The 24,636-nt window shown below is 69.9% G+C and carries 24 protein-coding genes and 1 tRNA gene; 9 read left to right on the forward strand and 16 right to left on the reverse strand.

Translation table 11 applies throughout. The annotated features are described in order from the left end of the window. Positions 1–112 precede the first annotated feature (112 nt). Positions 113–1,306, forward strand: coding sequence for an exonuclease domain-containing protein (locus tag AB0C27_RS24910; protein ID WP_357847935.1), 1,194 nt, complete (start codon positions 113–115; stop codon positions 1,304–1,306). 82 nt (positions 1,307–1,388) lie between these two features. On the opposite strand, the gene AB0C27_RS24915 is transcribed toward AB0C27_RS24910, so the two are convergent. After that, on the reverse strand, positions 1,389–2,915 hold the full coding sequence (locus AB0C27_RS24915) for a hypothetical protein (protein ID WP_357847937.1): 1,527 nt from the start codon (positions 2,913–2,915) through the stop codon (positions 1,389–1,391). Between the two features lie 616 nt (positions 2,916–3,531). Here AB0C27_RS24915 and AB0C27_RS24920 point away from each other — a divergent pair. Continuing rightward, positions 3,532–4,731, forward strand: a complete 1,200-nt coding sequence (locus tag AB0C27_RS24920; RefSeq protein WP_357847939.1) for a tyrosine-type recombinase/integrase — start codon at positions 3,532–3,534, stop codon at positions 4,729–4,731. Between the two features lie 71 nt (positions 4,732–4,802). On the opposite strand, the gene AB0C27_RS24925 is transcribed toward AB0C27_RS24920, so the two are convergent. Continuing rightward, a tRNA-Arg gene (locus AB0C27_RS24925) sits at positions 4,803–4,879 on the reverse strand. 71 nt (positions 4,880–4,950) lie between these two features. Then, positions 4,951–5,244 (reverse strand): hypothetical protein, encoded by a 294-nt coding sequence (locus tag AB0C27_RS24930; RefSeq protein WP_357847941.1) that lies wholly within the window; start codon positions 5,242–5,244, stop codon positions 4,951–4,953. A 205-nt stretch (positions 5,245–5,449) separates the two neighbouring features. Here AB0C27_RS24930 and AB0C27_RS24935 point away from each other — a divergent pair, with 205 nt between their 5' ends. Both AB0C27_RS24935 and AB0C27_RS24940 read left to right on the forward strand, forming a co-directional pair. After that, complete coding sequence (locus AB0C27_RS24935) at positions 5,450–6,301, forward strand: aminoglycoside phosphotransferase family protein (RefSeq protein ID WP_357847943.1); 852 nt, start codon at positions 5,450–5,452, stop codon at positions 6,299–6,301. Next, positions 6,285–7,226 (forward strand): cobalamin biosynthesis protein, encoded by a 942-nt coding sequence (locus tag AB0C27_RS24940; protein WP_357847945.1) that lies wholly within the window; start codon positions 6,285–6,287, stop codon positions 7,224–7,226. Before AB0C27_RS24935 ends, AB0C27_RS24940 begins: the two co-directional genes overlap by 17 nt. An 86-nt stretch (positions 7,227–7,312) precedes the next feature. On the opposite strand, the gene AB0C27_RS24945 is transcribed toward AB0C27_RS24940, so the two are convergent. The 4 genes from AB0C27_RS24945 to AB0C27_RS24960 all read right to left on the reverse strand — a co-directional run bounded on the left by AB0C27_RS24945 (position 7,313) and on the right by AB0C27_RS24960 (position 10,228). Next, positions 7,313–7,546: a hypothetical protein gene (locus AB0C27_RS24945; protein ID WP_357847947.1), complete on the reverse strand. Its 234-nt coding sequence runs from the start codon at positions 7,544–7,546 to the stop codon at positions 7,313–7,315. Positions 7,547–7,637: 91 nt separating this feature from the next. Next, positions 7,638–8,435, reverse strand: coding sequence for an exodeoxyribonuclease III (locus tag AB0C27_RS24950; protein ID WP_357847949.1), 798 nt, complete (start codon positions 8,433–8,435; stop codon positions 7,638–7,640). A 175-nt stretch (positions 8,436–8,610) separates the two neighbouring features. Then, positions 8,611–9,582, reverse strand: coding sequence for an inositol-3-phosphate synthase (locus tag AB0C27_RS24955; RefSeq protein ID WP_357847951.1), 972 nt, complete (start codon positions 9,580–9,582; stop codon positions 8,611–8,613). 13 nt (positions 9,583–9,595) lie between these two features. Further along, positions 9,596–10,228: a hypothetical protein gene (locus AB0C27_RS24960; protein WP_357848881.1), complete on the reverse strand. Its 633-nt coding sequence runs from the start codon at positions 10,226–10,228 to the stop codon at positions 9,596–9,598. Between the two features lie 21 nt (positions 10,229–10,249). Here AB0C27_RS24960 and AB0C27_RS24965 point away from each other — a divergent pair, with 21 nt between their 5' ends. Next, positions 10,250–10,429 carry a hypothetical protein gene (locus AB0C27_RS24965; RefSeq protein ID WP_346112229.1) on the forward strand — a complete coding sequence of 60 codons (180 nt, stop codon included), beginning with the start codon at positions 10,250–10,252 and terminating at the stop codon, positions 10,427–10,429. Here the strand turns inward: AB0C27_RS24965 and AB0C27_RS24970 are convergent. Then, complete coding sequence (locus AB0C27_RS24970; RefSeq protein WP_357847953.1) at positions 10,405–11,991, reverse strand: ABC transporter substrate-binding protein; 1,587 nt, start codon at positions 11,989–11,991, stop codon at positions 10,405–10,407. The genes AB0C27_RS24965 and AB0C27_RS24970 overlap by 25 nt on opposite strands. Before the next feature lie 196 nt (positions 11,992–12,187). Between AB0C27_RS24970 and AB0C27_RS24975 the strand changes: the two genes are divergently transcribed. Together AB0C27_RS24975 and AB0C27_RS24980 are read left to right on the forward strand one after the other, a co-directional pair. Continuing rightward, positions 12,188–14,059, forward strand: coding sequence for a nitrate- and nitrite sensing domain-containing protein (locus AB0C27_RS24975; RefSeq protein WP_357847955.1), 1,872 nt, complete (start codon positions 12,188–12,190; stop codon positions 14,057–14,059). After that, positions 14,052–14,408, forward strand: a complete 357-nt coding sequence (locus AB0C27_RS24980) for a DUF742 domain-containing protein (protein WP_106249159.1) — start codon at positions 14,052–14,054, stop codon at positions 14,406–14,408. The genes AB0C27_RS24975 and AB0C27_RS24980 overlap by 8 nt, the downstream gene beginning before the upstream one ends. Here AB0C27_RS24980 and AB0C27_RS24985 read toward each other — a convergent pair. Next, entirely contained in the window at positions 14,386–15,804 is a 1,419-nt protein-coding gene (locus AB0C27_RS24985) for an MFS transporter (RefSeq protein ID WP_357847957.1), read from the reverse strand. The genes AB0C27_RS24980 and AB0C27_RS24985 overlap by 23 nt on opposite strands. Positions 15,805–15,877: 73 nt before the next feature. Between AB0C27_RS24985 and AB0C27_RS24990 the strand changes: the two genes are divergently transcribed. After that, on the forward strand, positions 15,878–16,345 hold the full coding sequence (locus tag AB0C27_RS24990; RefSeq protein ID WP_357847959.1) for a MarR family transcriptional regulator: 468 nt from the start codon (positions 15,878–15,880) through the stop codon (positions 16,343–16,345). Here the strand turns inward: AB0C27_RS24990 and AB0C27_RS24995 are convergent. The 7 genes from AB0C27_RS24995 to AB0C27_RS25025 are packed head-to-tail and all read right to left on the reverse strand — an operon-like array spanning position 16,338 to position 24,111. Continuing rightward, the gene (locus AB0C27_RS24995; protein WP_357848884.1) at positions 16,338–17,237 is read right to left on the reverse strand and encodes an ABC transporter ATP-binding protein; all 900 of its coding nucleotides are present in this window, start codon (positions 17,235–17,237) and stop codon (positions 16,338–16,340) included. The genes AB0C27_RS24990 and AB0C27_RS24995 overlap by 8 nt on opposite strands. Positions 17,238–17,239: 2 nt before the next feature. Beyond that, on the reverse strand, positions 17,240–17,989 hold the full coding sequence (locus AB0C27_RS25000; RefSeq protein WP_357847961.1) for an ATP-binding cassette domain-containing protein: 750 nt from the start codon (positions 17,987–17,989) through the stop codon (positions 17,240–17,242). Next, positions 17,986–18,852, reverse strand: coding sequence for an ABC transporter permease (locus AB0C27_RS25005; RefSeq protein ID WP_346112198.1), 867 nt, complete (start codon positions 18,850–18,852; stop codon positions 17,986–17,988). Before AB0C27_RS25005 ends, AB0C27_RS25000 begins: the two co-directional genes overlap by 4 nt. Further along, positions 18,849–19,865: an ABC transporter permease gene (locus AB0C27_RS25010; protein WP_357847963.1), complete on the reverse strand. Its 1,017-nt coding sequence runs from the start codon at positions 19,863–19,865 to the stop codon at positions 18,849–18,851. The genes AB0C27_RS25005 and AB0C27_RS25010 overlap by 4 nt, the downstream gene beginning before the upstream one ends. 2 nt (positions 19,866–19,867) lie before the next feature. Next, a complete protein-coding gene (locus tag AB0C27_RS25015) occupies positions 19,868–21,478 on the reverse strand; it encodes an ABC transporter substrate-binding protein (RefSeq protein ID WP_357847965.1) in 1,611 nt (536 codons plus the stop codon). 22 nt (positions 21,479–21,500) lie between these two features. Next, a complete protein-coding gene (locus AB0C27_RS25020; protein WP_357847967.1) occupies positions 21,501–23,048 on the reverse strand; it encodes a hydantoinase/oxoprolinase family protein in 1,548 nt (515 codons plus the stop codon). After that, on the reverse strand, positions 23,041–24,111 hold the full coding sequence (locus tag AB0C27_RS25025; RefSeq protein WP_357847969.1) for a DUF917 domain-containing protein: 1,071 nt from the start codon (positions 24,109–24,111) through the stop codon (positions 23,041–23,043). Before AB0C27_RS25025 ends, AB0C27_RS25020 begins: the two co-directional genes overlap by 8 nt. 75 nt (positions 24,112–24,186) lie before the next feature. Here AB0C27_RS25025 and AB0C27_RS25030 point away from each other — a divergent pair, with 75 nt between their 5' ends. After that, positions 24,187–24,621, forward strand: coding sequence for an RpiB/LacA/LacB family sugar-phosphate isomerase (locus tag AB0C27_RS25030; RefSeq protein ID WP_357847970.1), 435 nt, complete (start codon positions 24,187–24,189; stop codon positions 24,619–24,621). Positions 24,622–24,636: the final 15 nt, after the last annotated feature.

Raw genomic sequence — 24,636 nt, forward strand, 5'->3', positions numbered from 1 at the left:
CATCACAATCCGTGCTCATACGGAAACCCTCCGACATGAAAGTCCGATGTCCCATCAGACAAGAGGGGGCTAGAAGATGAACAGCACCCAACCGGGATAAGCCGTCATCGACGTGGAAACCACAGGCCTGCGTCCGTCATGGCACGACCGGATCATCGAGGTCGCCGTCGTCCTGCTCGACCCGACCGGACGCATCACCGCCGAATGGGGCACCCTGGTCAACCCCGAACGCGACCTGGGACCACAGCGCATCCACGGCATCACCGGCGCCGACGTCCGCCACGCGCCCGCCTTCAAAGACATCGCTGGCACACTCACCGACCTCCTGCGAGGCGGCGTCCCCGTGGGCCACAACCTCCGCTTCGACCTTGGGTTCCTGCACTACGAATTCGCCCGGACCGGTCCCCCGATCCCTGACCTCGACACCATCGGCGTCTGCACGATGACCGAGGCCCTGCGCTTCCTGCCCGCCGCCCCCCGTACCCTCGCCGGCTGCTGCGCCGTCGCCGACATCCCGCTCGACGGTCACCACGACGCGCTCATCGACGCCCGAGCCACCGCCGAACTGTTACGCCACTACCTCAAGATCGCCCACCCCGACTCACCATGGACCCACCTCCTTCGCACCGCCACCACACTCCCCTGGCCGACCATTCCACACACCGCCACCACCCCCGTCCGACGAGGCGTGTCCGCCGAACGCGACACCCACTTCCTCGCCCGCATCCTGGATCGGCTACCACGCGCCTCCGACACCATCCGCACCGACCCCTACTTCGCGCTGCTCGACCACGTCCTGCTCGACCACCACATCTCGGCCACCGAAGCCGACGCCTTGATCGCCATGGCCGCCCAACTCGACCTCAGCCGCACAGAAGCCATCCGCCTGCACCACGAATACCTGAACGCGCTCGCCCAAGCCGCCAAAGCCGACGGCATCGTCACACCCACCGAACGCCACGAACTCGGCCTCGTCGCCACCCTGCTCGATCTCCCACCGACAGCGGCCGAAACCGCACTGGCCTCAAGCCACGCACCCCACCACCCCTCCACCGCCGGCTTCCGTCTCCAACCCGGTGATCTCATCGTCTTCACCGGCGAAATGACAGGCGGGCGAGAAGCATGGGAGGAGCAGGCACGCCAGGCCGGCTACGTCCCCCACTCCAACATCACCAAACGCGTCCGACTGCTGATCGCCGCCGACCCCGACTCGATGTCCGGCAAAGCCCGCGCCTACGGCATCCCCATCGTCACCCCGGACGCCTTCACACGCATGAGCACCTCAGCCGACCGCCAGAACCTGTAGCACGCCTCGCCATGCCATCCCCACCGAATGAGCTTCTCCCATATCCTGAATACTTGACCTGACCGATCGCGTGCCCTCATAGCTACGTCCGTGCTGGGGGCAGCCCGTAGCGGCTGACGGCCAGGTACGTCTCCGGCGTCGCTGCTTCGAGAAGCCCCTCGTCGCTTTCCAGGTCGAGTTCTGGCTCCTGGGGACGGCGCAGCAGATCACTCCAGTCGCTTGTCACTCCCCGCTCGTAGGCGTCGCGTAGCCGGGGGCGCAGCCAGGGGCGGGCCTCCTCTTGCTGCTCGCGGAAGATCCGCCGCTGGGTGAGTCTCTGTTCTTCCTGAGCCTCGTCGCTGAGTTCCTGGACATCGGGCGACTGGTCCTCGGCACGCAGTCCCGGGGTGCGCTGGGCGATAGCAAGATCTTCCTCGCGAAGGCGCTCGCAGGCGGCGAACAGCTTCCTGGACATGCCGAGGCGAACCTCCGTTCCGGGGATGCGGCAGGTGAGGAAGTCATCGAGGCCCATGGAACGGATACGGGCGCGAAGAGTATGCCGCTCGGTGCGGGGCGCAGCTCTGCGGGCTTCGGCTCGCATGGCATGGGTGAGGTCGTCGTCTTCCAGGGGCGTGGTCAGCCCGGTGCGCCGCTGGCGGGACGCGCGATCGGCGGGAACGGGTACGGTGCGCAGTTGCGAGGCGGGAGCGGAGCGCAGCGCCAGGTAGGTGAGCATTTGGGCGCGGGCCGCGCCGATGAGCGCGTCGTCGCTGTCGCCGAGACGGTCTTCGAGATTGCCCGGGCCGACCCCTGGCTCGTCGCCGAGGTCGAATCCCGCTGGGGTGAGCGGCGACTGTCCGGCGTGCCGGTAGTGATCAATGGTGAGGAAAAGATCGTCTCCGGGCCGCACGGACGCTCCGACCAGGACAATTCGATGGGCGTACGAGCTGAGGATCTTGCTGCCGGCAGCCAGTTGCGCCCACCCCTTGCGGAGCGCGCTGAGGCCCACGTCGCCACCCTTGGCCTCGATCAGCCAGTACCGGCCCTCTGCCTGGTGCCGCCCCCATAGGTCGGGCAGCCTCACCTTCGGATCCTTGAACGTGCTATGCAGAGCAGAAATCGGGCCGCCCAGTTCGAGATGCTCTGTCTGATCGAGGCCCAGCAGTGAGCGGCAGGCCCACTCGGTCATCGTCATACCCAGCCGGTAGGCAGCCGCGTTCTTCGCGCTGCGCTCAGTGCCGTACGCGTACACCGGGTTCAGAGTCAGGCGCCGGCCCTTGGTGCCTCGTACGGGATACTGAGGCTGGACGTCGTGCATGCCGAGATAGGCGTACAGCGGAGAAACCCGGGCGACGAGTTCCCCGTGCGCATACCGCGGCTGATTCTGCAGGTGCGGGGTAACGTCGCGGCCAACCTCAACGGCGGCCTTGATGATCTCCCGCCAGGTGGTGGTCGAGACGTACCAGCCGTCGGTCGCCGGGAACCCGCCCGACCCCGCCCACGGCTTGTGCACGGCCGTCCGCCACTGCCTCCTAGGCTTCCTCGCAGGCCCGTTACGGAAGAGAACCGGTACGTCGAAGCTGTCGTCATAGGTAAGCGGTGGCTCATCGGGAACGTGCGCGGGGATCATATAGATCACTCTGGCACGGCTGGATCGCTTCCGGCGCCGGGTAGAGAGTTCCCGGCGAGAGCCATTCAGTTGGCCTTGGGAGTAGGTGTGGAGCTCGAGACCTCGAGCACTTCAAGCGCAGAACCCTTCCTCCGGTAGGAAGTAGGGACTGTGGGGCATCGAATGGCCGTTCGGGTCACCCGAAGATCACGTATCACGATTTTGTCGATGGCTTACGCCGTCACTCGGCGTCTATTGCCTTAGGTGACCACCACCAGGTCGTGCTGAACGCCGGTAGCACCCCTCGCCGCCCTGACCGACTCGCCCAAACAACGAATCGACCCTTCTGAAGGTCATCGAAGCCTGTCTGCCGTTTGAACCGCCTGCGCAACGTCAGCCAGTCGCAGAACGCCCTGAAAGCCCGCCAACAGGCCGTCGACTGTACGACGAGCTGACCATATACATACCTGAGGTCACCCCGATCGAGTTCGAGCCCTGGCTGGCTTGTCTGTCATCGCCCACCGTGGGGGTGGAGGTGGGACAGATGCCAAAGACTCGTGTGCAGGTCAGCAGGCGATGCGGCTGTGTGGATGCGGAAACGGGACGTCAGCGAGGGGTGACGTGTCCGCGTCTGCCGATGGATGACGATCACGGCAGCTGGTATTTCTCGGTCCAGGTGCGCGGTCTGGACGGGCAGCGACAGCGCGTCCGTCAGGGTGGTTACGCCGACCCCGAGGAAGCACAGGCGGCAGGCCGAGCCGTGGCCACTGCCGACCGCGACGGCGCGGGAGCCGCCGGATGCACGCTCGGGCAGTGGCTGACCCGCTGGCTGGCCACCAAGGACGCCCTGCGGCCGTCGACTCGGCAGGGCTACGCTGCACATATCCGTCTCTACCTCATCCCCCAGTTGGGACGGATCCTGCTCCAGCAGCTCACCTCCCGCGACGTCAACGGACTGCTCGCGACGCTCGCGTCCCGTCCCTCGCCGACCGGCCGCCGATTGTCACCCGACACCGTGGTGCGAATCCACGCCACCTTGCGGACCGCGCTGAACGCCGCGATGCGCGCCCGGCTGATCCCCATCAACCCGGCCAACGGCGGCGAACTCCCCCACCCCCGGCGACCGCATCCAGTCGTCTGGACCGCCGGGCGGACCGCCCGATGGCAGCAAGCAGGAGAACGTCCGGCGGTGGCGGTCTGGACCGAACAACAGCTCGCGACCTTCCTGGCCAGCGTCGCGCAGGACCGCCTGTATGCCGCCTGGTGGCTGGCCGCGCTGCGCGGCCTGCGCCGCGGTGAGCTGGCCGGGCTGCGCTGGACGGACGTCGACCTGCAGGCCGCCGAGCTGACGGTGACGCAGCAGCGGGTGCACGCCGACGGCCAGGTCGTGGTCGGGCCACCAAAGAGCGCCGCTAGCTGCCGGGTGGTGGCCCTGGACGCGGAGACCGTACGGGTGCTGACCCGGCACCGCGAGCGGCAAGAGGAACTGAGCGCAGCAGCCGGCACCCGCTGGCAGGACTCGAAATACGTGTTCACCACCACGGACGGCGCGCCGCTACGGCCTGATTACCTCACCGGCCGGTTCCGCCGGCTGGTGGCCGCCTCCGGACAACCGCCGGTCCGGCTGCACGACCTGCGACACGGTGCCGCGACGCTGGCGCTGGCCGCGCACACCGATCTGAAGGTGGTGCAGGCCATGCTCGGGCACGCCAGCATCGTGCTCACCGCCGACACCTACGTCTCGGTGCTGCCCGAGGTGGCCCACCAAGCCGCCCGGGAAACGGCCCGACTGGTGCTGCGAGCAGCCTCCAAGCTCGACCAAGGGCTCAGCGGCTGACTCAGCTTTGCCTCATATTTGCCCCATGCCGCGCCAGTGAGCGGGCGCGGCTGGAGTTTCCGCTGGTGAAGTGGCGCGCCCTGCAGGATTCGAACCTGCGACCGTCGGATTAGAAGTCCGATGCTCTATCCAGCTGAGCTAAGGGCGCTCCCGCCTTATTGTGCATGATCCGGCGACATGTCACGTACATGTTTTCGTCGTGTCAGTCTGTCAGGCCGGTCACACCCCACATGAACAGCGTCCCCAGCACCTTACGGGGCCAGGACGTCGAGGGTGGGCGCGGTGGCGGGCGTTGCCGTAGAAGGAGATGATCTTGTACGGGTGGAAGCCGTCCGTGAAGTCGTGAGCGACTACTCCTATCGTCACGGTGACGGTCAGGGGCGTGTCCGTCTGGTGGGCGGCGCCGATGGCGGTTCCGTCCAGGAGGCTGTGGGCGATCAGGGCTGAGCCGGCTGTGAGGTCGACGTCGGCGTGGTGGTGGCGGTGGGTGGCGTAGTCGGTTTCGGACCGCATCGGCCGGCACCGCCGCCTTGTCCTCGGCTTCGCCGTCGGCGTCATGCTCGGCGTGGCGACCAGACCGCAGAGCTGGGTCATTAGGAACGTTGCCGGTGGCAGCGGGAGCGGCGTGAAGCGCCAGGCTGGCAAGGGCGCGGGGGCGACGGGGAGGGTTGGAAAAGGCTGGGCGGACGCGGGGCGAATGGGTCTAAGCTATTTCGCCATGGTCGCGACGCTCCTGCATGAGATTCCCCTGCAGGGCGGGGACGTGACAGACGGGGTGGTGCGCGTCGGTGACACCGTGCGCAGACCGGCCAGTACGTCGACGCCCGCCGTGCACGCCCTGCTCAGACACCTGGAAGCGGCCGGGTTCGACGGCGCCCCGCGGGTTGTGGGGATGGATGGGCTCGGTCGGGAGATTCTCACCTATCTGCCTGGTACGACCGGGTTGCGGGTTGAGAGTGTGAGTGATGAGGCGTTGGCGGGGCTGGCGCTGCTGGTGCGGCGGTTCCATGATGCTACGGCCGGGTTTCCGCTCACGATGGAGGGGTGGGAAGGGGGGTCTAATGATGATGCGGCGCCGGAAGTGATCGGGCATTGTGATTTAACGCCGGATAATGTGATTTTTCGGGCCTCGGCCCCGGCCCGGACCTCGTTCGAGTCCGCGTCCTCTTCGGGCTCGGGCTCCCTGGCGGCGGCGGGTGGTGGGCCGTACGCGATGATTGACTTTGATTTGGCTCGGCCTACTACGCGGCTGTTCGACATCGTCACTACTCTGCGGCATTGGGCTCCTATTGCTGATCCCGTTGATCGGGCTCCGCTGCTGCGTACGGTTGATGTGGGTGCGCGGTTGCGGTTGTTCTGTGACGTTTACGGGGTTTCTGCTCGTGAGCGGCGGCGGCTGCTCAGCCTGGCCAGGCTGCGGTTTCATCGTTCGTACGCCGTCATGCGCACCCGCGCCACGGCCGGAGGGAACTGGGCGAAGATGTGGGCGGGTGGCGCCGGGGCGCGGATCCGGCGGGCGGCCGCATGGCTGGATGTGCACGAAGATGAGCTTCATGCCCATCTGGTATGACCCTCTGGGGCTCGCCCTCGGCGTTGCCCTCGACCGGCTGATCGCCGATCCGCGTAGTTCCGTCCATCCTGTTGCGTTGTTCGGGCGGGGCGCGGCGAAGCTGGAAGCATCCCTGTACAAGGACGATCGGGCCCGGGGGGTGTTGCACGTCGCCGTGTGTGTCGGTGGTTCGGCTGCGCTGGGTGTGGTGGCGATGCGGTACGCGCCCAATCGGGTCGTGCGTACGGCCGTGACCGCTGTCGCGACCTGGGCGGTGCTCGGGGGCACGACGCTCGCCCGGGAGGGCGACTACCTGGCCGATGCGCTTGAGGGTGCCGATCTGGAACGCGCCAGGGCCCGGCTCCCCCACCTGTGCGGCCGTGACCCCAGCCGGCTGGACGCGGCCGAGGTGGCGCGGGCTACGGTCGAGTCGCTGGCCGAGAACACCTCGGACGCCGTCGTGGCGCCGCTGTTCTGGGGGGCCGTGGCGGGGGTGCCTGGGTTGCTGGCGTACCGGGCGATCAACACGCTGGACGCCATGATCGGGCATCACTCCCCCAGGTACGAGCGGTTCGGCTGGGCCGCCGCCCGGCTCGACGACGTCGCGAACTACGTGCCGGCCCGGCTCACCGGGGCGCTCACCGTGCTGACCGGGCCTGATCCCGGGCAGGCGCGGGCCGTGCTGCGCCGGGACGGGCACCGGCATCCCAGCCCGAACGCGGGGCGGTGCGAGGCCGCGTTCGCCGGCGCGCTCGGGGTGCGGTTGGGTGGGACGAACGTGTACGCGGGCAGGGTGGAGGAGCGGCCGACGATGGGGGACGGCCCCAGGCCGGCGGTCAGGGACATCCGGCGCGCCGTGCGGTTGACGCGGGCGGTGGGGTTGGCGGCGGCCGGGGTGGCCGTGGTCACCGCCTGGGCCCTCCGTCGGAGGTCACCGACGGGCTGACGGCCCGGGCGCTGCCCGCACGTCCGTGAAACGGTCCCCCCATGGCGCCGTTTCTTCACCACCACTGTCAGCCCTGCCGGCGCGGCTCACATGATGCGGTTGAGGTTGAGGGTGAGCCAGATCACGAACAGCGCTATGACCGTGATTCCGATCATCGACTTCGCCGCATTGTGCGCGACGACCTTTCTGGCCGTCACCTGCTTGGCGCTCTGCTTCCAGACCTGACGCATGATGATCATGTTCTGGAAGCGCCGCCCCAGGGCGAAGACGGCGAGCCCGATGAGAATGAAGAGAATGACGCGTCCATCGGCAGGTTCCACGGAGATCCCCCCTCGTGGTCCTTGATCTGCTAATCCCCCCGAAAGATATGAGAACACAGAATACTCGGCCGACAGCGGTTTGTAATTGCCTTTATCGCTCGAGGTCGACCACGATCGGCGCGTGATCGGACGGGCCTTTCCCCTTGCGGGCCTCGCGATCGACGTACGCCGACCGCACCTGCCCGGCCACGTCCGCGCTCGCGTACACCAGGTCGATGCGCATGCCCTTGTTCTGATGGAACATCCCGGCCCGATAGTCCCAGTACGTGTAGGGATGCGGGCCTTTCATCGGTGTCGGCACCACGTCCGTCAGGCCGAGGTCGCGCAGCTCGGCCAGGGCCCGCCGTTCGGGGGGCGTGACGTGGGTGGAGCCTGCGAACAGGGCGGGGTCCCACACGTCGGCGTCCGTCGGCGCCACGTTGTAGTCGCCGCAGGCCACCAGCGGCCCGGCGGCCAGCTCGGGGGCGAGGGCGTCGCGCAGGGCGGCGAACCAGACGAGTTTGTACGCGTAGTGGGGTGAGTCGACGGTACGGCCGTTGGGCGCGTACAGGGACCACACCCGGATCCCGCCGCAGGTCGCGCCGATGGCCCGGGCTTCGGGGCGGGCGGCGCCGGTGCTGTCGAGCTCGCCGAAGCCGGGTTCGCCGGGGAAGCCGAGCGTGACGTCCGTCAGCCCGGCTCTGGACAGGAGCGCGACGCCGTTCCAGCGTCCGTCGCCGTGGGCGGCGGCGGTGTAGCCCAGCTCGCCCACCTCCGCCGCGGGGAACGCCTCGGCGGCGCACTTGGTCTCCTGGAGGCACACGATGTCGGGCCGAACCGCGGCGAGCCATTCGAGCAGGCGGGGCAGCCGTGCCTTGACCGAGTTCACGTTCCAGGTAGCCAGGCGCATTCCCCTAGCCTGCCACCGGCCCGGCCTGTGCATGGGAGCCACCCCGCGCTGAGGGGCTGTCGGCCGCCAGGCGGCTCAAGCGGACGACCGGCGGACGACCGGGATCCTGGCTCCGTCTTCGAGCACGTCGACGGGCCGAGCACGCGGATGTCCATCCCGACCCGACCCCAGTGCGTCAGACCGCCTTCATCAGCGCCAGGGAGACCTCTTCGAACAGGCCGCCGACGCCCTGGTCGAGGGCGGCCTTGGCGTGCCGCGCGGCGTCCAGGGCGTTGCCCGCGGCGCTGGGCGAGTCCTCGACGACCATGCGCAGCTCCAGCTCCAGCGGGGAGGCGCCGAAGCCCACGCCGTCCAGCCGGATGTAGGCGACCTTGCGATCGTCCATGAAGGGCAGGTATTGAGCGCTGACGTGGGTGGGCGTCCCGGCACCGGTGGACTTGGTGGCCTTCTTGCTCTTCATCCGCTCGGCGTCCTCCAGGTTGACGAAGTCCATGTTGCCGCCGGCCAGCAGCTGGTGGCCGGCGGTGAGGTGGACTCCGCTCGCCGTCAGGGCCTCGACCAGCGCCCGGTGCACCAGCGTCGCGCCGAACGAGCTCTTCAGGTCGTCGCCCACCAGCGGCAGCCCGGCCGCGGCGAAGCGGGCGCGCCATTCCGGCGAACGGGCGAGCACGGCCGGCATGCAGTTCACGAACGCGCATCCGGCCTCGACGGCGGCCGCCGCGTACAGCTCGGTGGCCCGCTGCGCGCCGGTGGGCAGGAAGTTCAGCACGACGTGGCTGCCGGTCCGCCTGAGGTGGGCGGCGACCTCACCCGGCGTGGCGCCGCCGCGCGGATCGATCAGTCCGGCCGAGCCGGGGCCCACGCCGTCGGCCAGGATGCCCTCGGCGACGGGCACGCCGAGAAGCGGCACGCCGGCGAACCTCCTGGCGTTGTTCGGCTCGGCCCAGATGGCCTCCGACAGGTCACGGCCGAGCTTGGCGGCGCCCACGTCGAAGGCAGCGGTGAAGCGGACCTGGGAGACGGCGTAGCCCGCGCAGACGGGGTTCGTCAGGCCGGGGGCGTCGCCGTCGCGGTAGTGCTCGACGCCCTGGACCAGGGAGGAGACGCAGTTGCCCACGCCGATCACGGCGACGTTCACGCTAGTCATGCCCTGTATTGGATCAGGGGCGGCGGGCGCGCTCCAGCTCGACCCCGACCGTGATCTCGTTGCCGAGTCTGCGGCCGAGGAGCAGGTCGAGGTCGTCGCCGCTCCAGAACCTGCCGGGGTCGTACCAGTTGGGGCGGCGCCCGGCGGGCAGCAGGCCCATCTCCTCGTAGGTGACGGCCACCACCTCGGCGCAGTAGGCGCGCTCCAGCGTCTCGTCCTTGCGCGTACGGCGCGGCACGCGCCCCCTGGCCCAGCGGGCGGCCAGCCTGGCGGTGGAGGGGAACGGGGTGCCGTCGAGCCGGGCGACCGTGCGCAGGACGGCGTCCTCCATCTCCTGCGTGGCCTCCGGCTCCAGCTGGCGCAGCCAGGCGCGCTGGTCGTAGCGGTCGGCCCACGTCGTGACCGCCGCGCGCAGGTCGTGCAGCTGCACGCCGCGATGGTGGGTGCCCGACCACAGGTCGAGCAGAGACTTGCCCAGTTCGGCGTGCCACATCATGGGCGGCAGGTCCTCGATCACGATGGCCATGCCGACGTGGTTGACCGGGCTGTTGGTCATCGTCTGGATGGCGCGGTCGGGCACGGAACGCCCGCGGAAGACCCACAGATCGCCGGTTCTGGTCACCTTGACGGCTTCGTCGAGAGTCAGCACAGGGCTAGCCTAGGCAACATGCGCTGGTGGAAGATGCTCGGTCTGGCGGGAATCATGGGTGTGGCGGCGACGGGCGTGGTCATCGCGCGGGCCGAACGGCGCCGGCGCGCGTACACGCCCGAAGAGATCAGGGCCCGGTTGCGGGAGCGGGTGGAGAGCCCGGCGGAAGGTTCTCAGCCCGACGGCTTGAGGTCGTAGACGAAGACGACGTCCGGATAGGCCGGGTTGTCGTCATATCCCTGGATGCCGCCCAGGAACGCCCGCCGTGACTTGACCACCCAGGGCAGCGCGGCGGCGGCCCGCTCGTCGAGCACGCGTGCCGTGGCCTGCTCGTACACCCGCTGCGCCGCGGGCTTGTCGGTCACCGTCAGCTCGGGCACCGTGTCGAGCATGGCGTCGAGGCGGTGGTCGTTGAGGTAGGTCAGGTTGAACTCGGGCGGGTTCGCGGCGCGGAAGACCTGGCCGAAGTAGGAGTAGCCGTCGGCGTAGTCGGGCCACCAGTACATGACGAAGATGTCCTGGCCGCGCTTCTTGCCCCGCTCCCACTGCGCGTTCCAGTGCATGCCCTCGGCCTTGAGGGTGACGTTGAGCGGGCGCAGCGCCGCGCGTAGCCGCTTGGCCAGCACCTCCTCGTCGGCCTCGCCCTCGCCGTAGGTCATCCGGAGCCGCAGCGGCGCGCCGCCGGGGCCGTAGCCGGCCTCCTGCAGCAGCCGGGTGGCGCTCTCCAGGTCCTGCTCGGGCACCCGTCCCGGCACGTGGCCGAGCAGCCCTTCCGGGATGACGCCGCTGGCCGGCGTCACGGAGCCCTTGAGCGCCTTGACGATGCCGCGGTAGTCGATGGCGTACTGCACCGCCTTGCGCAACCTGATGTCCTTCATGGGGCCGGTGGCGGTGTTGAACAGCATCATGGCCGTGGTGAACGAGGGCCGGTCGGAGGTGCGGATGCCGGGCGCGGCGCCGGCCTGGGCGAACAGCTTCGGGTCGAGCCGGTCCGTGAAGCTCGCCTCGCCGCGCTGCAACATCCGGTACGCCCGTTCGGGGTCGGGCACGACCCGGTACTTGACCGTGTTGTAGTGCGGCCGCTCGTTCCACCCGCCCCAGTACCCGTCGTACGCCTTGAGCGTGAGCTCGTCCTCCTTGCCCTTGTTCCACTTCGCCACCGTGTAAGGACCCGACCCGGCGTCCCTGCCCTGCGCGAGCCACTTGCCGAGGTCGGGGGCCGCCTTGGTGTCGTAGATGTAGGCCGCGTACCCGGCGGAGGCCACCAGGTCCAGCGGAACGGGGTACTTCAGTGCGAACGTCACCGTCAGCGGCCCCTCGACCCGGATGGACGAGACGGCGTCCCAGATGTAGGAGGCGCCGGTCTTGGCGCGCATCGTCCGCTCGATCGAGGCCTTGACCGCCTCGGCGTCCAGCGGGTTGCCGGTGTGGAACGTCACGCCGGAGCGCAGGGTGAAGGTCCAGCTCCTGCCGTCGGCCGTGGAGCGCCATCCGGTGGCCAGGCGGGGCGCCGACTTCTTGGTGACCGGGTTCCAGAGCGTGAGGGTCTCGTAGACGTTCTGGAAGGCGATGATCTCGTTCGAGTAGGAGCGGGCGGGGTCCCACTCGGTGATGATGTCGGTGTTCTTGACGTAGACGAAGGGCGACTCACCGACCGGGGCCTGGCGCACCTCGGTCGGCGATGAGCAGGCCGCGAGCAGCATCGCCGCCAGGATCGACACCAGGACGGACGCGGGGGCCGTTGAGACTCGCCGGCGCAACGCATCTCCCTCTGTCGCCGATGTACCCGGGAAACCTACTCCAAGATCGAGGCCAGAGGGACTCGTGTGTCCAAAAGTCCCGAAAAATTGGGCATTCTGGTGATCCAATTGCTATCCTCGGGGCTTGTCCCGTCCGGGGTTGCCAGCTTGGGACCAACCGGAGTGAGGTGCCATGGGTCGTAGCCGAACGATCCGGATGAAGATCATCGGACTACTACTGGTGCCACTGGCCTCCATGGTGGTGTTGTGGGGGGTCATCACCGCCGTCACCGCGAGCGAGAGCTTGGAGCTGCGTCAGTACAAGACCGTCTGGACGAACCTGCGCCTTCCCGCGTACAAAGTGATCACCGAGATCCAGCGCGAGCGCCTGATCTCGGCCAGGTTCCTGCGCAACAGTGCCGACAAGCCCGCCGTGGCGGCGCAGCGCCTTCGCACCGACGCCGCCCGGGACGCCTTCAAGCAGCTTTCCGTCAAGTCCAAGGACAGATCAGAAGAGATCCGCACACAGGTGGACGCGGTGTACACGCAGATAGACAGGCTCGACGCGGTCCGAGGTGAGATCGACACGGGCCTGTCCGACCGTCTGCACACCGTGGAGGCCTACAACGCGATCATCGACACGCTGTTCGGCCTGCACCGGCGGGTGGCCATGATCGACGACATCCCGATCTACGAGCAGTCCCGCGTGACCATCGACATGAGTTACGCCAAGGAGCTGCTGACCAGGGAGCAGGCGCTCGGGCTCGGCACGGTGACCAGAGCCGAGCGCAGGCTGTTCACCCAGATCACGGGCAACCGGCGCTTCCTGGTGGACCAGAGCCTCGGCGAGCTCGACCCGGCCCTGCGCGACCCCCAGGTCGTCCTCATCACCTCCCCCGCGTATCAGCGGCTGCGGATGATGGAGGACCAGATCATCGCCGGCGGCACGCCGCAGGGCTGGCTGTCCACCACCGAAGGCCTGGCCAGGTCGTTCCAGGAGGCCCAGCTGCGGGCCAGCACGACGCTGAACGAGCGCGCGGAGCCGGTGGCCGATGAGGTGCTGTCGCGGGCGTTCCTGCTCGCGGGCACGGCCCTGGCGCTGGTGATCGTGTCGATCGGGTTCTCGCTGCGCATGGGCAACCGGCTGTCCGAGGAGCTCGGGACGCTCCGGCTGGCCGCCCTGGAGGTGGCCCAGGAACGGCTGCCGCACGTGGTCGCCAAGCTGCGCAAGGGCGAGACCGTCGAAGTGCCCGAGGTGTCGCTCACCAGCACCACGGTCGAGATCGACGACGTGGGCAAGGCCTTCTCCACCGTCCAGCAGACCGCCGTCGAGGCCGCGGTCGGCCAGGCGCAGCTCAGCGAGGGCGTCGGCCACGTCTTCAGGAACCTGGCCAGGCGCAGCCAGACGCTGCTGCACCGCCAGCGCATCCAGCTCGCCGACATGCAGCACCGGGCCACCGACCCGGGCCAGCTGGACGACCTGTTCAAGCTCGACCACCTCACCACCCGCATGCGCCGGCACGCGGAGGGCCTGATCATCCTGTCGGGCGCGACGCCGGGACGCGGCTGGAGCCGTCCCGTGCCGCTGCTCGACGTGGCCCGCGGCGCGGCGGCCGAGGTGGAGGACTACCAGCGGGTCGTCGTCGAACCCATGTCCGGCCAGCGTCTGGCCGGCCCCGTGGTCGGTGACGTGATCCACCTCATCGCCGAGCTGATCGAGAACGCCACCGTCTACTCCCCCGCGCACACCTCGGTCTTCGTCCGCGGCGACGCGGCGGCCCGGGGCTTCGCCTTCGAGGTCGAGGACCGCGGGTTCGGGATGAGCGAGGAGCAGCTGGCCGAGTACAACGAGCGGCTGGCCAGCCCGCCGGAGTTCGACCTGGCCGACAGCGACAGGCTCGGCCTTTTCGTCGTTTCCCGCCTGGCCGCCAGGCATGACATCCGCGTGACGTTGCGCGGTTCACCATATGGAGGGACCACCGCGATCGTGTTGATCCCGGAAGAGCACGTGGCAGAGCCAGAGGACGAGGCCCCGAGGGCGGCTCAGCAGGAGTCCGAGCGCCCCATGCGGGTGGTGCGAAGTGACTGAAGAACGCTGGCTGGACGAGGACGCCGGTCCCATCGTTCCGGCCTACCTGCTGACCAGGGGCCGGACGGTGCCCGCGAGCGAGGCCATCGACCTCATCGCGGTGATCATCACCGCCGGCGGCCTGGCGCCGCCGCGCGGCCTCGACCCCGAGCATCTGATCATCCTGCAGAAGTGCACCCAGCCCACGCGGCTGGTGGACGTGGCGGCCGAGCTGAACCTGCCCATCGGGGTGGTCCGCGTGCTGGTCGGTGACCTGCACGCGCAGCAGCTCGTCCAGGTCGAGCTGCCGCCGCCCGCCCCCGACGCCAAGGTGCTGCTGGAAGTGATCAGCGGGCTGAAGGCCCTGTGACGGGCCCAGTGACAGGTCCCGTGACGGCCCCGCGGTTGAGATATCCGAACCCGGCCGCGAAGAGCGCGGCCAAGACGCCAGCCCCGGCGGCTGCCCCGAAGACCCACTGGTAGCCGCCGGCGCCCGGCCGCGCCGCCAGGATGGCGGCGATCACCGCACCCGCCGTGCTGCCGCCCACGATGCGCACCAGAGCGTTCACCCCGGAGGCCAGGGCCGTCTTGCCCTGGTCCACGTGCTCGACGGCCATGGTGCCCAGGGCCGCGTATCCGACGCCGAGGCCGACGCCCATGAGCGAGGAGGCCGCGTACAGGTGCCAAGGGCTGTCGTTCTCGAAGATCAGCCACAGCGCGGCCAGCCCCGTGACCAGTGAGCCCGTCGCCACCATGGACGCGGCGGGCAGCCGGCGCATCAGCCGGCCCGCGAACAGCGAGATCACCAGCATGAACAGCGTGCTCGGCAGCAGGTAGAGCCCGACCTGCAGGGTCGTGGCCGAGAAGCCCACGGGAGCCTGGGCGAAGCTGGACATGCCGGTCAGCAGGGTGAAGAAGGAGAACCCGAGCAGCATCGAGGACACCGTCGCGCCGACCGTGCCCCTGTGCACCAGCATCGCCATGTCCACCAGCGGCTCGGCCACCTTCAGCTCGACCGCCACCCATCCGGCCGCGAGCACGACCGCCGCGCCGAACAGCCCGAGCACGCCGGGCGAGGTCCAGCCCCATGAGCCGCCCTCGCTGATCCCCAGCAGCAGCGCCACCAGCCAGGCGGCGAGCAGCGCGGCCCCGAACAGGTCGGGGCGGCCCTTGACGGGCGGGGCCGCGTCACGGACGAGGAAGGCCACGACGATGCCGGCGGCCAGCGAGAAGCCGCCGATGATCCAGAAGACCAGGTGGAAGTCCCCGTCGGCGAGCCCGGCCAGGATCATGCCGCCGCCGCTGCCGAAGCCCATCGTCGCGCTGAGCACGCCGACGCCGGTCGCGAACTGCGCGCGCGGCAGCGCGTCGCGGACCACTCCGATGGACAAGGGGACGAGCGCGGCCACAGAGCCTTGCAACACCCGGGCCACGATCAGCCAGGGCAACGAGGTGGCCATGGCCGCCATGACCGAGCCGGCCACCAGGAACGCCAGGGCGCCGAGGATCATGCGGCGCCTGCCGTACATGTCGCCGAAGCGGGAGAGCAGCGGCGTGGACACCGCGCCGACCAGCAGGCTCACCGTGAGCGTCCAGCTCACGGCGGTCAAGGAGGTGTTCAGCTCCCGTTGCAGCACGGGAAGCAACGGCACCACGGCGGTGTTCTGCATGGCGGCGATGGAGGCCGCGACGGACAGCGCGACCACCGCGGGCCAGGGATTTCTCTTCAACGTCTCACGTGCTGCGGGCACGACGACTGTCGCCATGACGGCTCCTTTGGATAACTTAGGTAAGTAATCGAGAACCGATAATACATACGTAAGTTAGGTAAGCAAGCGGATGGACGAGGATCTGCAGACGACGGTGAGCGCCTTTCGCCGGCTCGTCACCATGCTCAACCGCGGCAAGACGCATGAGCGGCTGACCGAGGCGGCGGGCGTCCGGCTGGACCGGCCGGACGTCCAGATCCTCGTCAACCTGCTGGAGGCCGGCGAGCCGCGCAGGGTCGGAGCGATCGCCGACAGCCTCCAGGTGGAGAGCCCGCACGTGACGCGGCACGTCGCCGCGCTGGAGCAGCGCGGCCTGGTCGAGCGGGTACGCGACCCCGACGACGGCCGGGCCTGGCGCATCACGCTCACGGACGAGGGCGCCGTGGCGGCGGACCGGTGCCGCCGGGTGACCAACGACTGGCTGGGCGCCGCCGTGGCCGGCTGGTCCGGCGCGGATCGGGCCGAGCTGAGCCGGCTGATGAGCAAACTGGCCGACGACCTCCAGGACCACCTGAAGGCCCGTCAGGTGATCAGGTGAGGACGTCCTCCGCACGGTGGCAGGCCACCTGACGTCCCTGGACGTCCCTCGGCTCGGGCGCCACCTCGCACTCGGGCGCGGCCAGCGGGCAGCGCAGCCGGAACGGGCAGCCGGTGGCCGCGGGGACGGCCTCGGTCCTGCCCTTGGCCTCGGGCGGGTCCCCGCCCAGCTTCGGTACGGCGTCGCGCAGGGCCCTGGTGTAGGGGTGGGCCGGGTTCGCCAGCAGGTCGGACGTGGGGCCCGACTCGACGACGCGGCCCGCGAAGAGCACGTGGGAGGTGCGGCAGAGCCGTTCCACCACGGCCAGGTTGTGCGTGATCAGCAGGCGCTCGGTCTCCAGGGAGGCCAGCAGGTCGAGCACCCTGGCCTGGACGGTGACGTCGAGCGCGCTGGTGGGCTCGTCGAGGATGAGCAGGCGTGGGCCGACGGCCAGGGCGCGGGCGATCACCACGCGCTGGCGCTGGCCGCCGGAGAGCTCGTGGGGGCGGCGGACGGCCAGGGCGGGATCGAGGCCGACCTGTTCGAGCAGGTCGGGGACGCGGGAGCGGGCGGCGCGCGGGAGGGCCTCGGCGATGGAGGTGCCGACGCGCATCCGGGGGTCGAGGGCCTCGGCCTGGAAGACGGGCTGGACGTCCTTCCGAAACTTCCTCATGTCCGCTTTTTTCAGTGTTTGGTCGCCGTACCAGATATTTCCGGAGATGGGGCTCAGGAGGCCCAGGAACGCGCGCGCCAGCGTCGTCTTGCCCGAGCCGCTCTCCCCGATCAGCCCCACGCCGCCCTCGGTGATGTCGATGCTCACGTCGTGCACCACCGGGCGGCGGCCGTACCCGAGCGTCACCCGCTCGGCCCTGAGCTCGGCCCTCGGCTCGGCACTGAGCTCAGCCCTGGGCATGGTCACGGCAGCGCCTCCAGCAGTTCGCGGGTGTAGGGGTGGGACGGCTCGGCCAGCACCTGGGCGGCGGGGCCCGACTCCACCACCGCGCCGTCCTTCATGACCAGCACCCGATCGGCGATCGTCGAGACGAGGGCCAGGTCATGGGAGACCAGTAGCAGCGCGAGGTCCCGTTCTGCCCGCAGCCGGCGCAGCACGCCGACCACCTCGGCCTGTACGGTCACGTCCAGCGCGCTGGTGGGCTCGTCGGCCAGGATGACCTCGGCGCCCAGGGCGATGGCCAGCGCGATGGCGAAGCGCTGGGCCTGGCCGCCGGAGACCTCGTGCGGATAGCGGCGCAGCAGCTCGCGGTCGAGCAGGACCGCGTCCATGGCCCGCGCCATGGTGCCGGCCACGTCCTTGACGCCGTGCAGCTTGAGCGCGCGGCGCATCAGGACGCCGAGGCGGGTGGCGGGGCTGAGCGCGGCGTGCGGCGACTGCATCACCAGCGCCGCCCGCGCGCCCCTGAGCTCGCGCAGCGCGCGCGGGGCGGCGGTGAGCACGTCCACCCCGCACACCCGTACTTGTCCCGATATTTCGGCATTTTGGGTGAGGCCGAGCAGCGAGAGCAGCGTCGTGGACTTGCCCGAGCCGCTCTCCCCCACGATCGCCACGCACTCGCCCGCGCCCACGTCGAGCCGCGGCACGTCGGCCACCACCCGCCCGCCGTAACTGACGCGCAGGTCGCGTGCCTCGATCAGGTGCCCTGTCACTTGACCGCCCTTCGCGGGTCGAGCGCGTTGCGCAGCCCCTCGCCGAGCACGTTGAACGCGAACGCCGTCACCAGGATCGCCAGCCCAGGGAAGGTCACCACCCACCAGTTCGTGGTGAACAGCGTCTGTCCCTGCTGCACCATCAGCCCCCATTCGGCCGTCGGCTCCTGCGCGCCGAGCCCTAGGTACGACAGCGCCGCCGAGGTCAGGATCACCCCGCCCGCGTCCAGCGAGAGCTGCACCAGCACCGGCGTGAGCGAGTTGGGCAGCACGTGGCGCAGGATGATCAGCGGCGCGGGCACGCCGAGGCAGCGGGCCGCGTCCACGTAGGGGCGGGTGGCGATCGAGGCGGCCATGGAGGCGGCCAGCCGCGTGTACCAGGGCCACCAGGTCACCGCGATGGCCAGGATCACGGTGTTCACGCCGGGCTGCAGCACGACCGCCAGGGCCAGGGAGAGCAGCAGCGCGGGGAAGGCCAGGAAGACGTCCGTGACGCGCATGATCACGTCCCTGATCCAGCCGCCCGCGTACCCGGCTACCACGCCGAGCGTCACCCCGGCCACCGCCGAGACGGCCAGCACGGCCACGGCGATGAACAGCGAGGTGCGCCCGCCGTACAGGATCCTCGTGAGCACGTCGCGGCCGACCTGGTCGGTGCCGAACCAGTGCGCGCCGCTCGGGGGCAGCAGCCGCTCCAGCGGCCTCGGGTCGTCCACCGGGTACGGCGCCAGCCATGGCGCGAGCACCGCCGCCAGCACGACGACCACGATGAGCACCGCCCCGAACGCGGCGAACCGGTCGGGGACGCGCGGCAGCGTGCGGCGCAGCGGCTGTGTTTCCTGTGTCTGTGTCTCCGTGGTCATCGTGTCCTGGCCCGGGGGTCGACGAAGCCCTGGAGGATGTCCACGACCAGGTTGGCCAGGACGTACACCAGGGCGACCAGCAGGGTGACGCCCGCGATGGCCGGGGTGTCCAGCGAGCGGATGGACTCGGCGGCGTAGCGGCCCAGGCCCGGCCAGTTGAAGACGGCCTCGACGAGGAAGCCGTTGACGATCGCGTACGCGAAGACGAGCGCGATCAGCGACAGCACGGGACCGAGCGCCGGTCGCAGCGCGAACCTGGTCAGAATAGACGTCTCACCGAAGCCCAGCGCGCGCTCCAGCCTGGCGTGGTCCTGCCCTGACTCCTCGATGAGAGCGGCCCTGGTCATCTGCGCGATGACGCCGGTGGGATAGGCGGCCACGACCAGGGCGGGCAGCACCAGGTGTTCGAGGGTGCTGGTGAAGATGGGCCAGTTTCCGGTGATGAGGGCGTCGACGACGGTGATGTTCGTCCAGAGGGTGAGCGGGCTGGTGGTGTCGAGCGCGGAGTCGTACTCGCCGGCGATGGGGAACCAGCCGAGGTTGCTGGCGAAGATCGTCTGGAGGGCCAGGGCCAGCCAGAAGACCGGGACGGAGACGGCCAGCATGCTCCCGAACCGCACCCCAAAGTCCGGAAATTTCGTCTTATAGCGGGCGGCGAGTACGCCGAGCGGAATGCCCAGAACAACCGCGATGAGCAGCGCCGTACCGACGAGTTCGAGCGAGGCGGGAAAGGCGAGGTAGAGGTCGTCCCGCACGGGCTGCCGCGTGCGCAGGCTGACGCCCCAGTCGCCGGTCATCAGGTCGCGCACGTACGTGAGCAGCTGCGCCGGCAGCGGATCGTCGAGCCCGAACCGCGCGCGGGCCTCGGCCAGCTGCTCGGGCGTGGCCTTCGGCCCGGCGAAGGCCACCGCGGGATCGCCGGGCACGAGCCGCATCACCGCGAACGTGAGCACGACCACGCCGGCCACGACCAGGAGGGCCTGGCCGAGGCGGCGGGCCAGATAGCGCAGCATCGTCAGGAGGCGCGGGTCAGGTCGTAGAAGAAGACGACGTTGGGATAGGCGGCGTTGTCCTTGTAGCCCTGGACGTCAGAGGAGAGGGCGCGCTGGTATTTCTGCACGTAGGGCACGGCCACCGCGGCCTGCTCCTGGATGATCTTCTGCTGCAGCGTCTCGTACTCCTCCACGGCCGCCATCCGGTCCGTGGCCGTCAGCTCGGGGAGCTTGTCGATGGTCGCGTCGATCTCAGCGTTCTTCAGGTAGGAGAGGTTGAACTGCGGCTTGTCGGCGCTCTTGAACACGTTGAGGAACCAGGAGTAGGCGTCCGGATAGTCCGGGTACCAGTACATGACGAAGACGTCCTGGCCGCCCTTCTTGCCCAGGTCCCACTGCGCGCTCCAGTTCATCGGCTTGGCCTGGAGGGTCACGTTCAGCTTGCTGAGCGTCGAGCTGAGCAGCGTGACCAGCAGCTTCTGGTCCTCGTCACCGATGCCGTACGTGAGGCTCAGCTTGAGCTCCTTGAGGTCGGGCCCGTAGCCCGCCTCGGCCAGCAGCGCCTGCGCCTTGGCCAGGTCCTGCTTGGGCTCCATCCCGCTGACGTGGCCGACCAGGCCCTGCGGCACCAGGCCGCTGGCCTTCTGGCCTGCGCCCTCAAGCGCCGCCGCCAGGCCGTCGTAGTCGATGGCCAGTTGCAGCGCCTGCCTGACCTTGACGTCCTCCGTCGGGCCCGCGGCCGTGTTGAACAGCACCAGCAGGTTCTGGAACGACGGCGACTCGGCCGTGCGCACCGACTCCGTGGTCTGCGCCTGCTCGAAGAGCTGCGGGTTCAGCCGCTCGACGAAGTTCACCTCGCCCTTCTGCAGCAGTTGCCAGGCGGTGGTGATCTCGGGCGTGACGCGGAAGGCGACCTTCTTGTACTGCGCCGGCTTCCAGCCGCCCCAGTAGTCATCGAACGCCTTCAGCGTGAGCTCGGTCTCCTTGCCCTTCTGCCAAGTGTCGATCGTGTACGGCCCCGTGCCGGCGGTCTTCTTGCCGTCGGCGTCCACGGCGTCCACGTCGTAGATCCAGGCGGCGTAGCCGGAGGCGGCGACCAGGTCGAGCGGGGCGGCGTACTTCAGGGTGAACTTCAGCGTGCTCGCGTCCACCGCCTCGATCTTGTCGACCGGGTCCCAGATGTAGGCGGCGCCGCCCTTCTTGTCGATCGTCCGCTCGATGGCCTTCTTCGCGGCCGTGGCGTCGAACGTGGCGCCGGAGTGGAACTTCACGCCCTGCCGCAGCTTGAACGTCCACTCCTTGCCGTCCTTGGCCGAGGTCCACTCGGTGGCAAGGCGCGGCGCGGCCTCGTGGGTCTCGGAGTCGTACCTGGTCAGGCCCTCGTAGATGTTCGACAGGGCGATGATCTCGTTGGAGTAGGAGGTGGCCGGGTCCCAGTCGGTGACCACGTCGTGGTTGGGCGCGTAGACGAAGGTGCTGTCGTTGGCCTGCCCGCCGGCCGGGCTGCCGCTGCCGCTCGTCTGCGGCTGGGGTGTGCCGCCGGCGCCGCGTACCTGGCCGCCCGCGCACGCGGACGCGGTCAGGGCCATGAGACCGGCTACCCCGGCGACGAGCAGACGCTTGTGCCAGCGCATGGTGGGGGATCCTTTCGGTGGGTCACCGGGCGAGGGGTCCGGCTGCTTTGACGTGTACCCGCACGGCGGGCTCGGAGAGGTAGCTCAGCGGCACCTCGAGAAGGTCCACGATCTCGACTCCTGAGGGGTCGGCCCCGGCCGCCACGGCTCGGGCCCGCGCCTCCTCCTTGACGCTTTCGATCGCTTCTGTCCTGCTATCTCCCGCTGGCAAGATCGTATCCACTCTGCCGCTCGCGAGCGCGATGGCGGCCCCCACGGCGTTGGCCACCTCCGCGTGCTCGGGGCGGATCACCGTGCTCGCCCCGGTGATGTGATCGGGCAGCAGGAACGCCCCGCCCCCCACCGCCACCAGCGGACGGTCACTCCGGCCGAGCGACATGCGGTCCACGGCGTCGGCCACCATGTCGTCGGCGACCGCCAGCGCCCTTTGCAGGATGTCGGCGATTCCTTCCGACATGTCAGATTCGAGCCGCTCGCGCCACCCCTCAGCGCCCGCCGGGACGCGGCCCGCCGCCACCGCCGCGTCCGTCATCGTCGCCGTCGTCCCGCCGAAGACCAGCGACTCGCGCCCGATCCGGTAGCCGACGGAGTCGGGCCCGACGCCCCCGCTCCGCGCCACGGTGCCGCCGCCGAGGGCGATGGCCAGGATGTCGGGCATGCGGAAGTTGGTCAGCACGCCGCCGATCTCGACCGCCGCCGCCGACTCCCTCGGGAAGCCGCCCATCAGCACACCGAGGTCGGTGCTCGTGCCGCCCACGTCCACCACGATCGCGTCCGGCACGCCGGACAGGTAGGCGGCGCCGCGCAGCGAGTTCGCCGGGCCTGAGCCGATCGTGGAGACGGGCAGGCGGGCGGCGTGCTCCAGTGTCATGAGCGTGCCGTCGTTCTGGGCCAGGTACGGCCGCGCCCCGAGTCCTCGTTCGGCCAGGGCCGTGACCAGGGCGTCGGTGACGTGGGCGGCGACGCCGTACAGGGCGGCGTTCAGCACGGTCGCGTTCTCGCGTTCGAGCAGGCCTAGCGAGCCGATCTCGTGGCTCACCGAGACCGGCAGGCCGTACTCGGCGCGGACCAGGTCAGCGACGGCCCGCTCGTGCCCGTCGTCGGCCGGGCTGAACACGCTGGTGACCGCCACCGCGTCAGCCTGCACGCCGTCGAGGAAACGGCGTACGGCGTCCAGGTCCAGCGGGCTGATCTCCCTGCCGTCCACGTAGTGGCCACCGGGCACGATCGCCTCACCGGCCGAGACCACCTTGCGCAGGTCGTCGGGCCAGTCGGAGAGCGGGGGCACGGAGGTGGTGGCGGGCGCGCCGAGCCGCAGCACCGCGACCCGGCCCAGCCCGCGCCGCTCCAGGATCGCGTTCGTGGCGTGCGTGGTGCCCAGCATGACACGTGTCACGCCGGCCCGGTCCTGGACCTGCTCCAGTACGGCGTCCAGGGCCGCGCGCAGCCCGTCGGTCACCTCGGGCGTGGTGGGCCGCTTGGCCTTGGCGAGCACCTGGCCGTCCGGCCCGAGCACCACCGCGTCGGTGTTGGTCCCGCCGACGTCGATCCCTATCCGCAGGTCAGGCACGCGCCATCAGCTCCTCGACGGGTACGTAGTCCAGGTCGTATCCGAAGGCCGCGGGCCCGGCCGTCTCCAGCCCCTTGGGCGTGCGCCAGAGCGGGTCGCAGGGCCAGGCGAGCACCGTGACGCGCTGGCCGTAGCGCAGGCCCTCCGTCTGGACGGCGGCGGCGGTCTCGGTGTCCACCACGGTGATCAGGTCGGGGACCATGGCCAGCGTCCGGCCGTCCTCTTGGGCGACCAGGTTCTCGTTCTGCAGCTCCAGCGCGAGCCGGCGGCCCCGGTCGTCGCCCGTGCCCTCGATCGTGGCCGTGCCCCGGACGAATCCGCCCGTGGTGCGGCGTTCCACGTCGGTCAGCTTGCCGGTGATCAGCCGGGCGGCGCCGAGGCGGTCCTGGAGCGCTTGGAGCGGGTCGGCCGCGCCCTGCGTGGCCCGGCCGATCTCCAGCGCGCGGGTGACCGTACCCTCGATGACCGCGCCCCTGGCCCGTCCGGCGGTGAGCACGTAGTCGGCCATCAGCGCGTGCGAGCCGGCCGCCACGCAGACGGCGCGGGCCAGGCGCTCCGACCAGAGCCCGTCCACCGGGCGGATCGTCACCACGTTGCCCGCGACGTCCGACATCACCACGAGGTCGGCGGGAAGCCCCGCCACGTACATCGAGACCATCTGGACCTCGGGGAACGCCCGGCCCATGCCGTCGGCGTCGAGCAGCGGCACCCCGAGCTGGGCGGCCCAGGCCACGGGCGCGACCCCGTTGGCGCCGCCGATCTCGGAGGACATGATCGCGCTCGGCCGGCGGCCGAAGATCCGCTCGATCTCCTCGACGATGCGCCTGGGCTCGTCCTCGCCGTGGATCATCTCGTGGCTGACGGTCGGGGCCCCGATGCCGGACAGCGGCACGACCAGGGCGTCGTCGTCCAGGTCGGCCAATCGGGTCAGCGGCACAGGACCGTGCTCCCTGATGGCCCGTACCGCCGCCAGCGAACCCGTGCGCACGTCTCCCCCGCCGCCCGTGCCCAGAACGGCACATCCCCGGGCGAGCGCCGCGATGTCATTCGCGTCAATACTCATAAGACTCATATGACGCCACAACCAAGCACATACCGCCCCACCCGCGCCAGTCCGCGTACGTGCGAGTATGGGCAGATGCGGATATCGGTGGCCGCCGACGGCAAGGACGGCGTGGCCGAGCTGGTGGTGTCGGAGCTGCGCGAGCGCGGGCACGAGGTCGTCACCCACGGCGCGCTCAACGACGGCGAACGCGACGACTGGGCGTGGGCCTGCGAACTGGCCGCGAGAGACGTGAGCGAAGGGCGAGCCGAGCAGGCGGTCGTCTGCTGCTGGACCGGCACCGGCGCGTCGATCGCGGCGAACAAGGTGCGCGGGGTGCGGGCGGCGCTCTGCGTCGACGCCTACACCGCCGACGGCGCCCGCAGGTGGAACGACGCCAACGTGCTGGCGCTCAGCCTGCGGCTCACGTCCGAGGTGGTGCTGAAGGAGATCCTGGACGCCTGGTTCGGCGGCCGGCCGAGCGCCGACCCCGCCGACGTGGCCAACGTCTCCCACCTCGACGACATCTGATGGGTGAAGCGGCGC

This window comes from Nonomuraea sp. NPDC048882 (assembly GCF_040649755.1).
Lineage (GTDB): Bacteria > Actinomycetota > Actinomycetes > Streptosporangiales > Streptosporangiaceae > Nonomuraea > Nonomuraea maheshkhaliensis.

Excerpts from the sequence above, each read along its gene's own strand:
- AB0C27_RS24915 (WP_357847937.1), bottom strand. The coding sequence starts at position 2,915 with ATGATCCCCGCGCACGTTCCCGATGAGCCACCGCTTACCTATGACGAC.
- AB0C27_RS24920 (WP_357847939.1), top strand. The coding sequence starts at position 3,532 with ATGGATGACGATCACGGCAGCTGGTATTTCTCGGTCCAGGTGCGCGGT.
- AB0C27_RS24930 (WP_357847941.1), bottom strand. The coding sequence starts at position 5,244 with ATGCGGTCCGAAACCGACTACGCCACCCACCGCCACCACCACGCCGAC.
- AB0C27_RS24935 (WP_357847943.1), top strand. The coding sequence starts at position 5,450 with ATGGTCGCGACGCTCCTGCATGAGATTCCCCTGCAGGGCGGGGACGTG.
- AB0C27_RS24940 (WP_357847945.1), top strand. The coding sequence starts at position 6,285 with ATGCCCATCTGGTATGACCCTCTGGGGCTCGCCCTCGGCGTTGCCCTC.
- AB0C27_RS24950 (WP_357847949.1), bottom strand. The coding sequence starts at position 8,435 with ATGCGCCTGGCTACCTGGAACGTGAACTCGGTCAAGGCACGGCTGCCC.
- AB0C27_RS24955 (WP_357847951.1), bottom strand. The coding sequence starts at position 9,582 with ATGACTAGCGTGAACGTCGCCGTGATCGGCGTGGGCAACTGCGTCTCC.
- AB0C27_RS24965 (WP_346112229.1), top strand. The coding sequence starts at position 10,250 with ATGCGCTGGTGGAAGATGCTCGGTCTGGCGGGAATCATGGGTGTGGCG.
- AB0C27_RS24975 (WP_357847955.1), top strand. The coding sequence starts at position 12,188 with ATGAAGATCATCGGACTACTACTGGTGCCACTGGCCTCCATGGTGGTG.
- AB0C27_RS24985 (WP_357847957.1), bottom strand. The coding sequence starts at position 15,804 with ATGGCGACAGTCGTCGTGCCCGCAGCACGTGAGACGTTGAAGAGAAAT.
- AB0C27_RS24990 (WP_357847959.1), top strand. The coding sequence starts at position 15,878 with ATGGACGAGGATCTGCAGACGACGGTGAGCGCCTTTCGCCGGCTCGTC.
- AB0C27_RS24995 (WP_357848884.1), bottom strand. The coding sequence starts at position 17,237 with ATGCCCAGGGCTGAGCTCAGTGCCGAGCCGAGGGCCGAGCTCAGGGCC.
- AB0C27_RS25005 (WP_346112198.1), bottom strand. The coding sequence starts at position 18,852 with ATGACCACGGAGACACAGACACAGGAAACACAGCCGCTGCGCCGCACG.
- AB0C27_RS25010 (WP_357847963.1), bottom strand. The coding sequence starts at position 19,865 with ATGCTGCGCTATCTGGCCCGCCGCCTCGGCCAGGCCCTCCTGGTCGTG.
- AB0C27_RS25015 (WP_357847965.1), bottom strand. The coding sequence starts at position 21,478 with ATGCGCTGGCACAAGCGTCTGCTCGTCGCCGGGGTAGCCGGTCTCATG.
- AB0C27_RS25025 (WP_357847969.1), bottom strand. The coding sequence starts at position 24,111 with ATGAGTATTGACGCGAATGACATCGCGGCGCTCGCCCGGGGATGTGCC.
- AB0C27_RS25030 (WP_357847970.1), top strand. The coding sequence starts at position 24,187 with ATGCGGATATCGGTGGCCGCCGACGGCAAGGACGGCGTGGCCGAGCTG.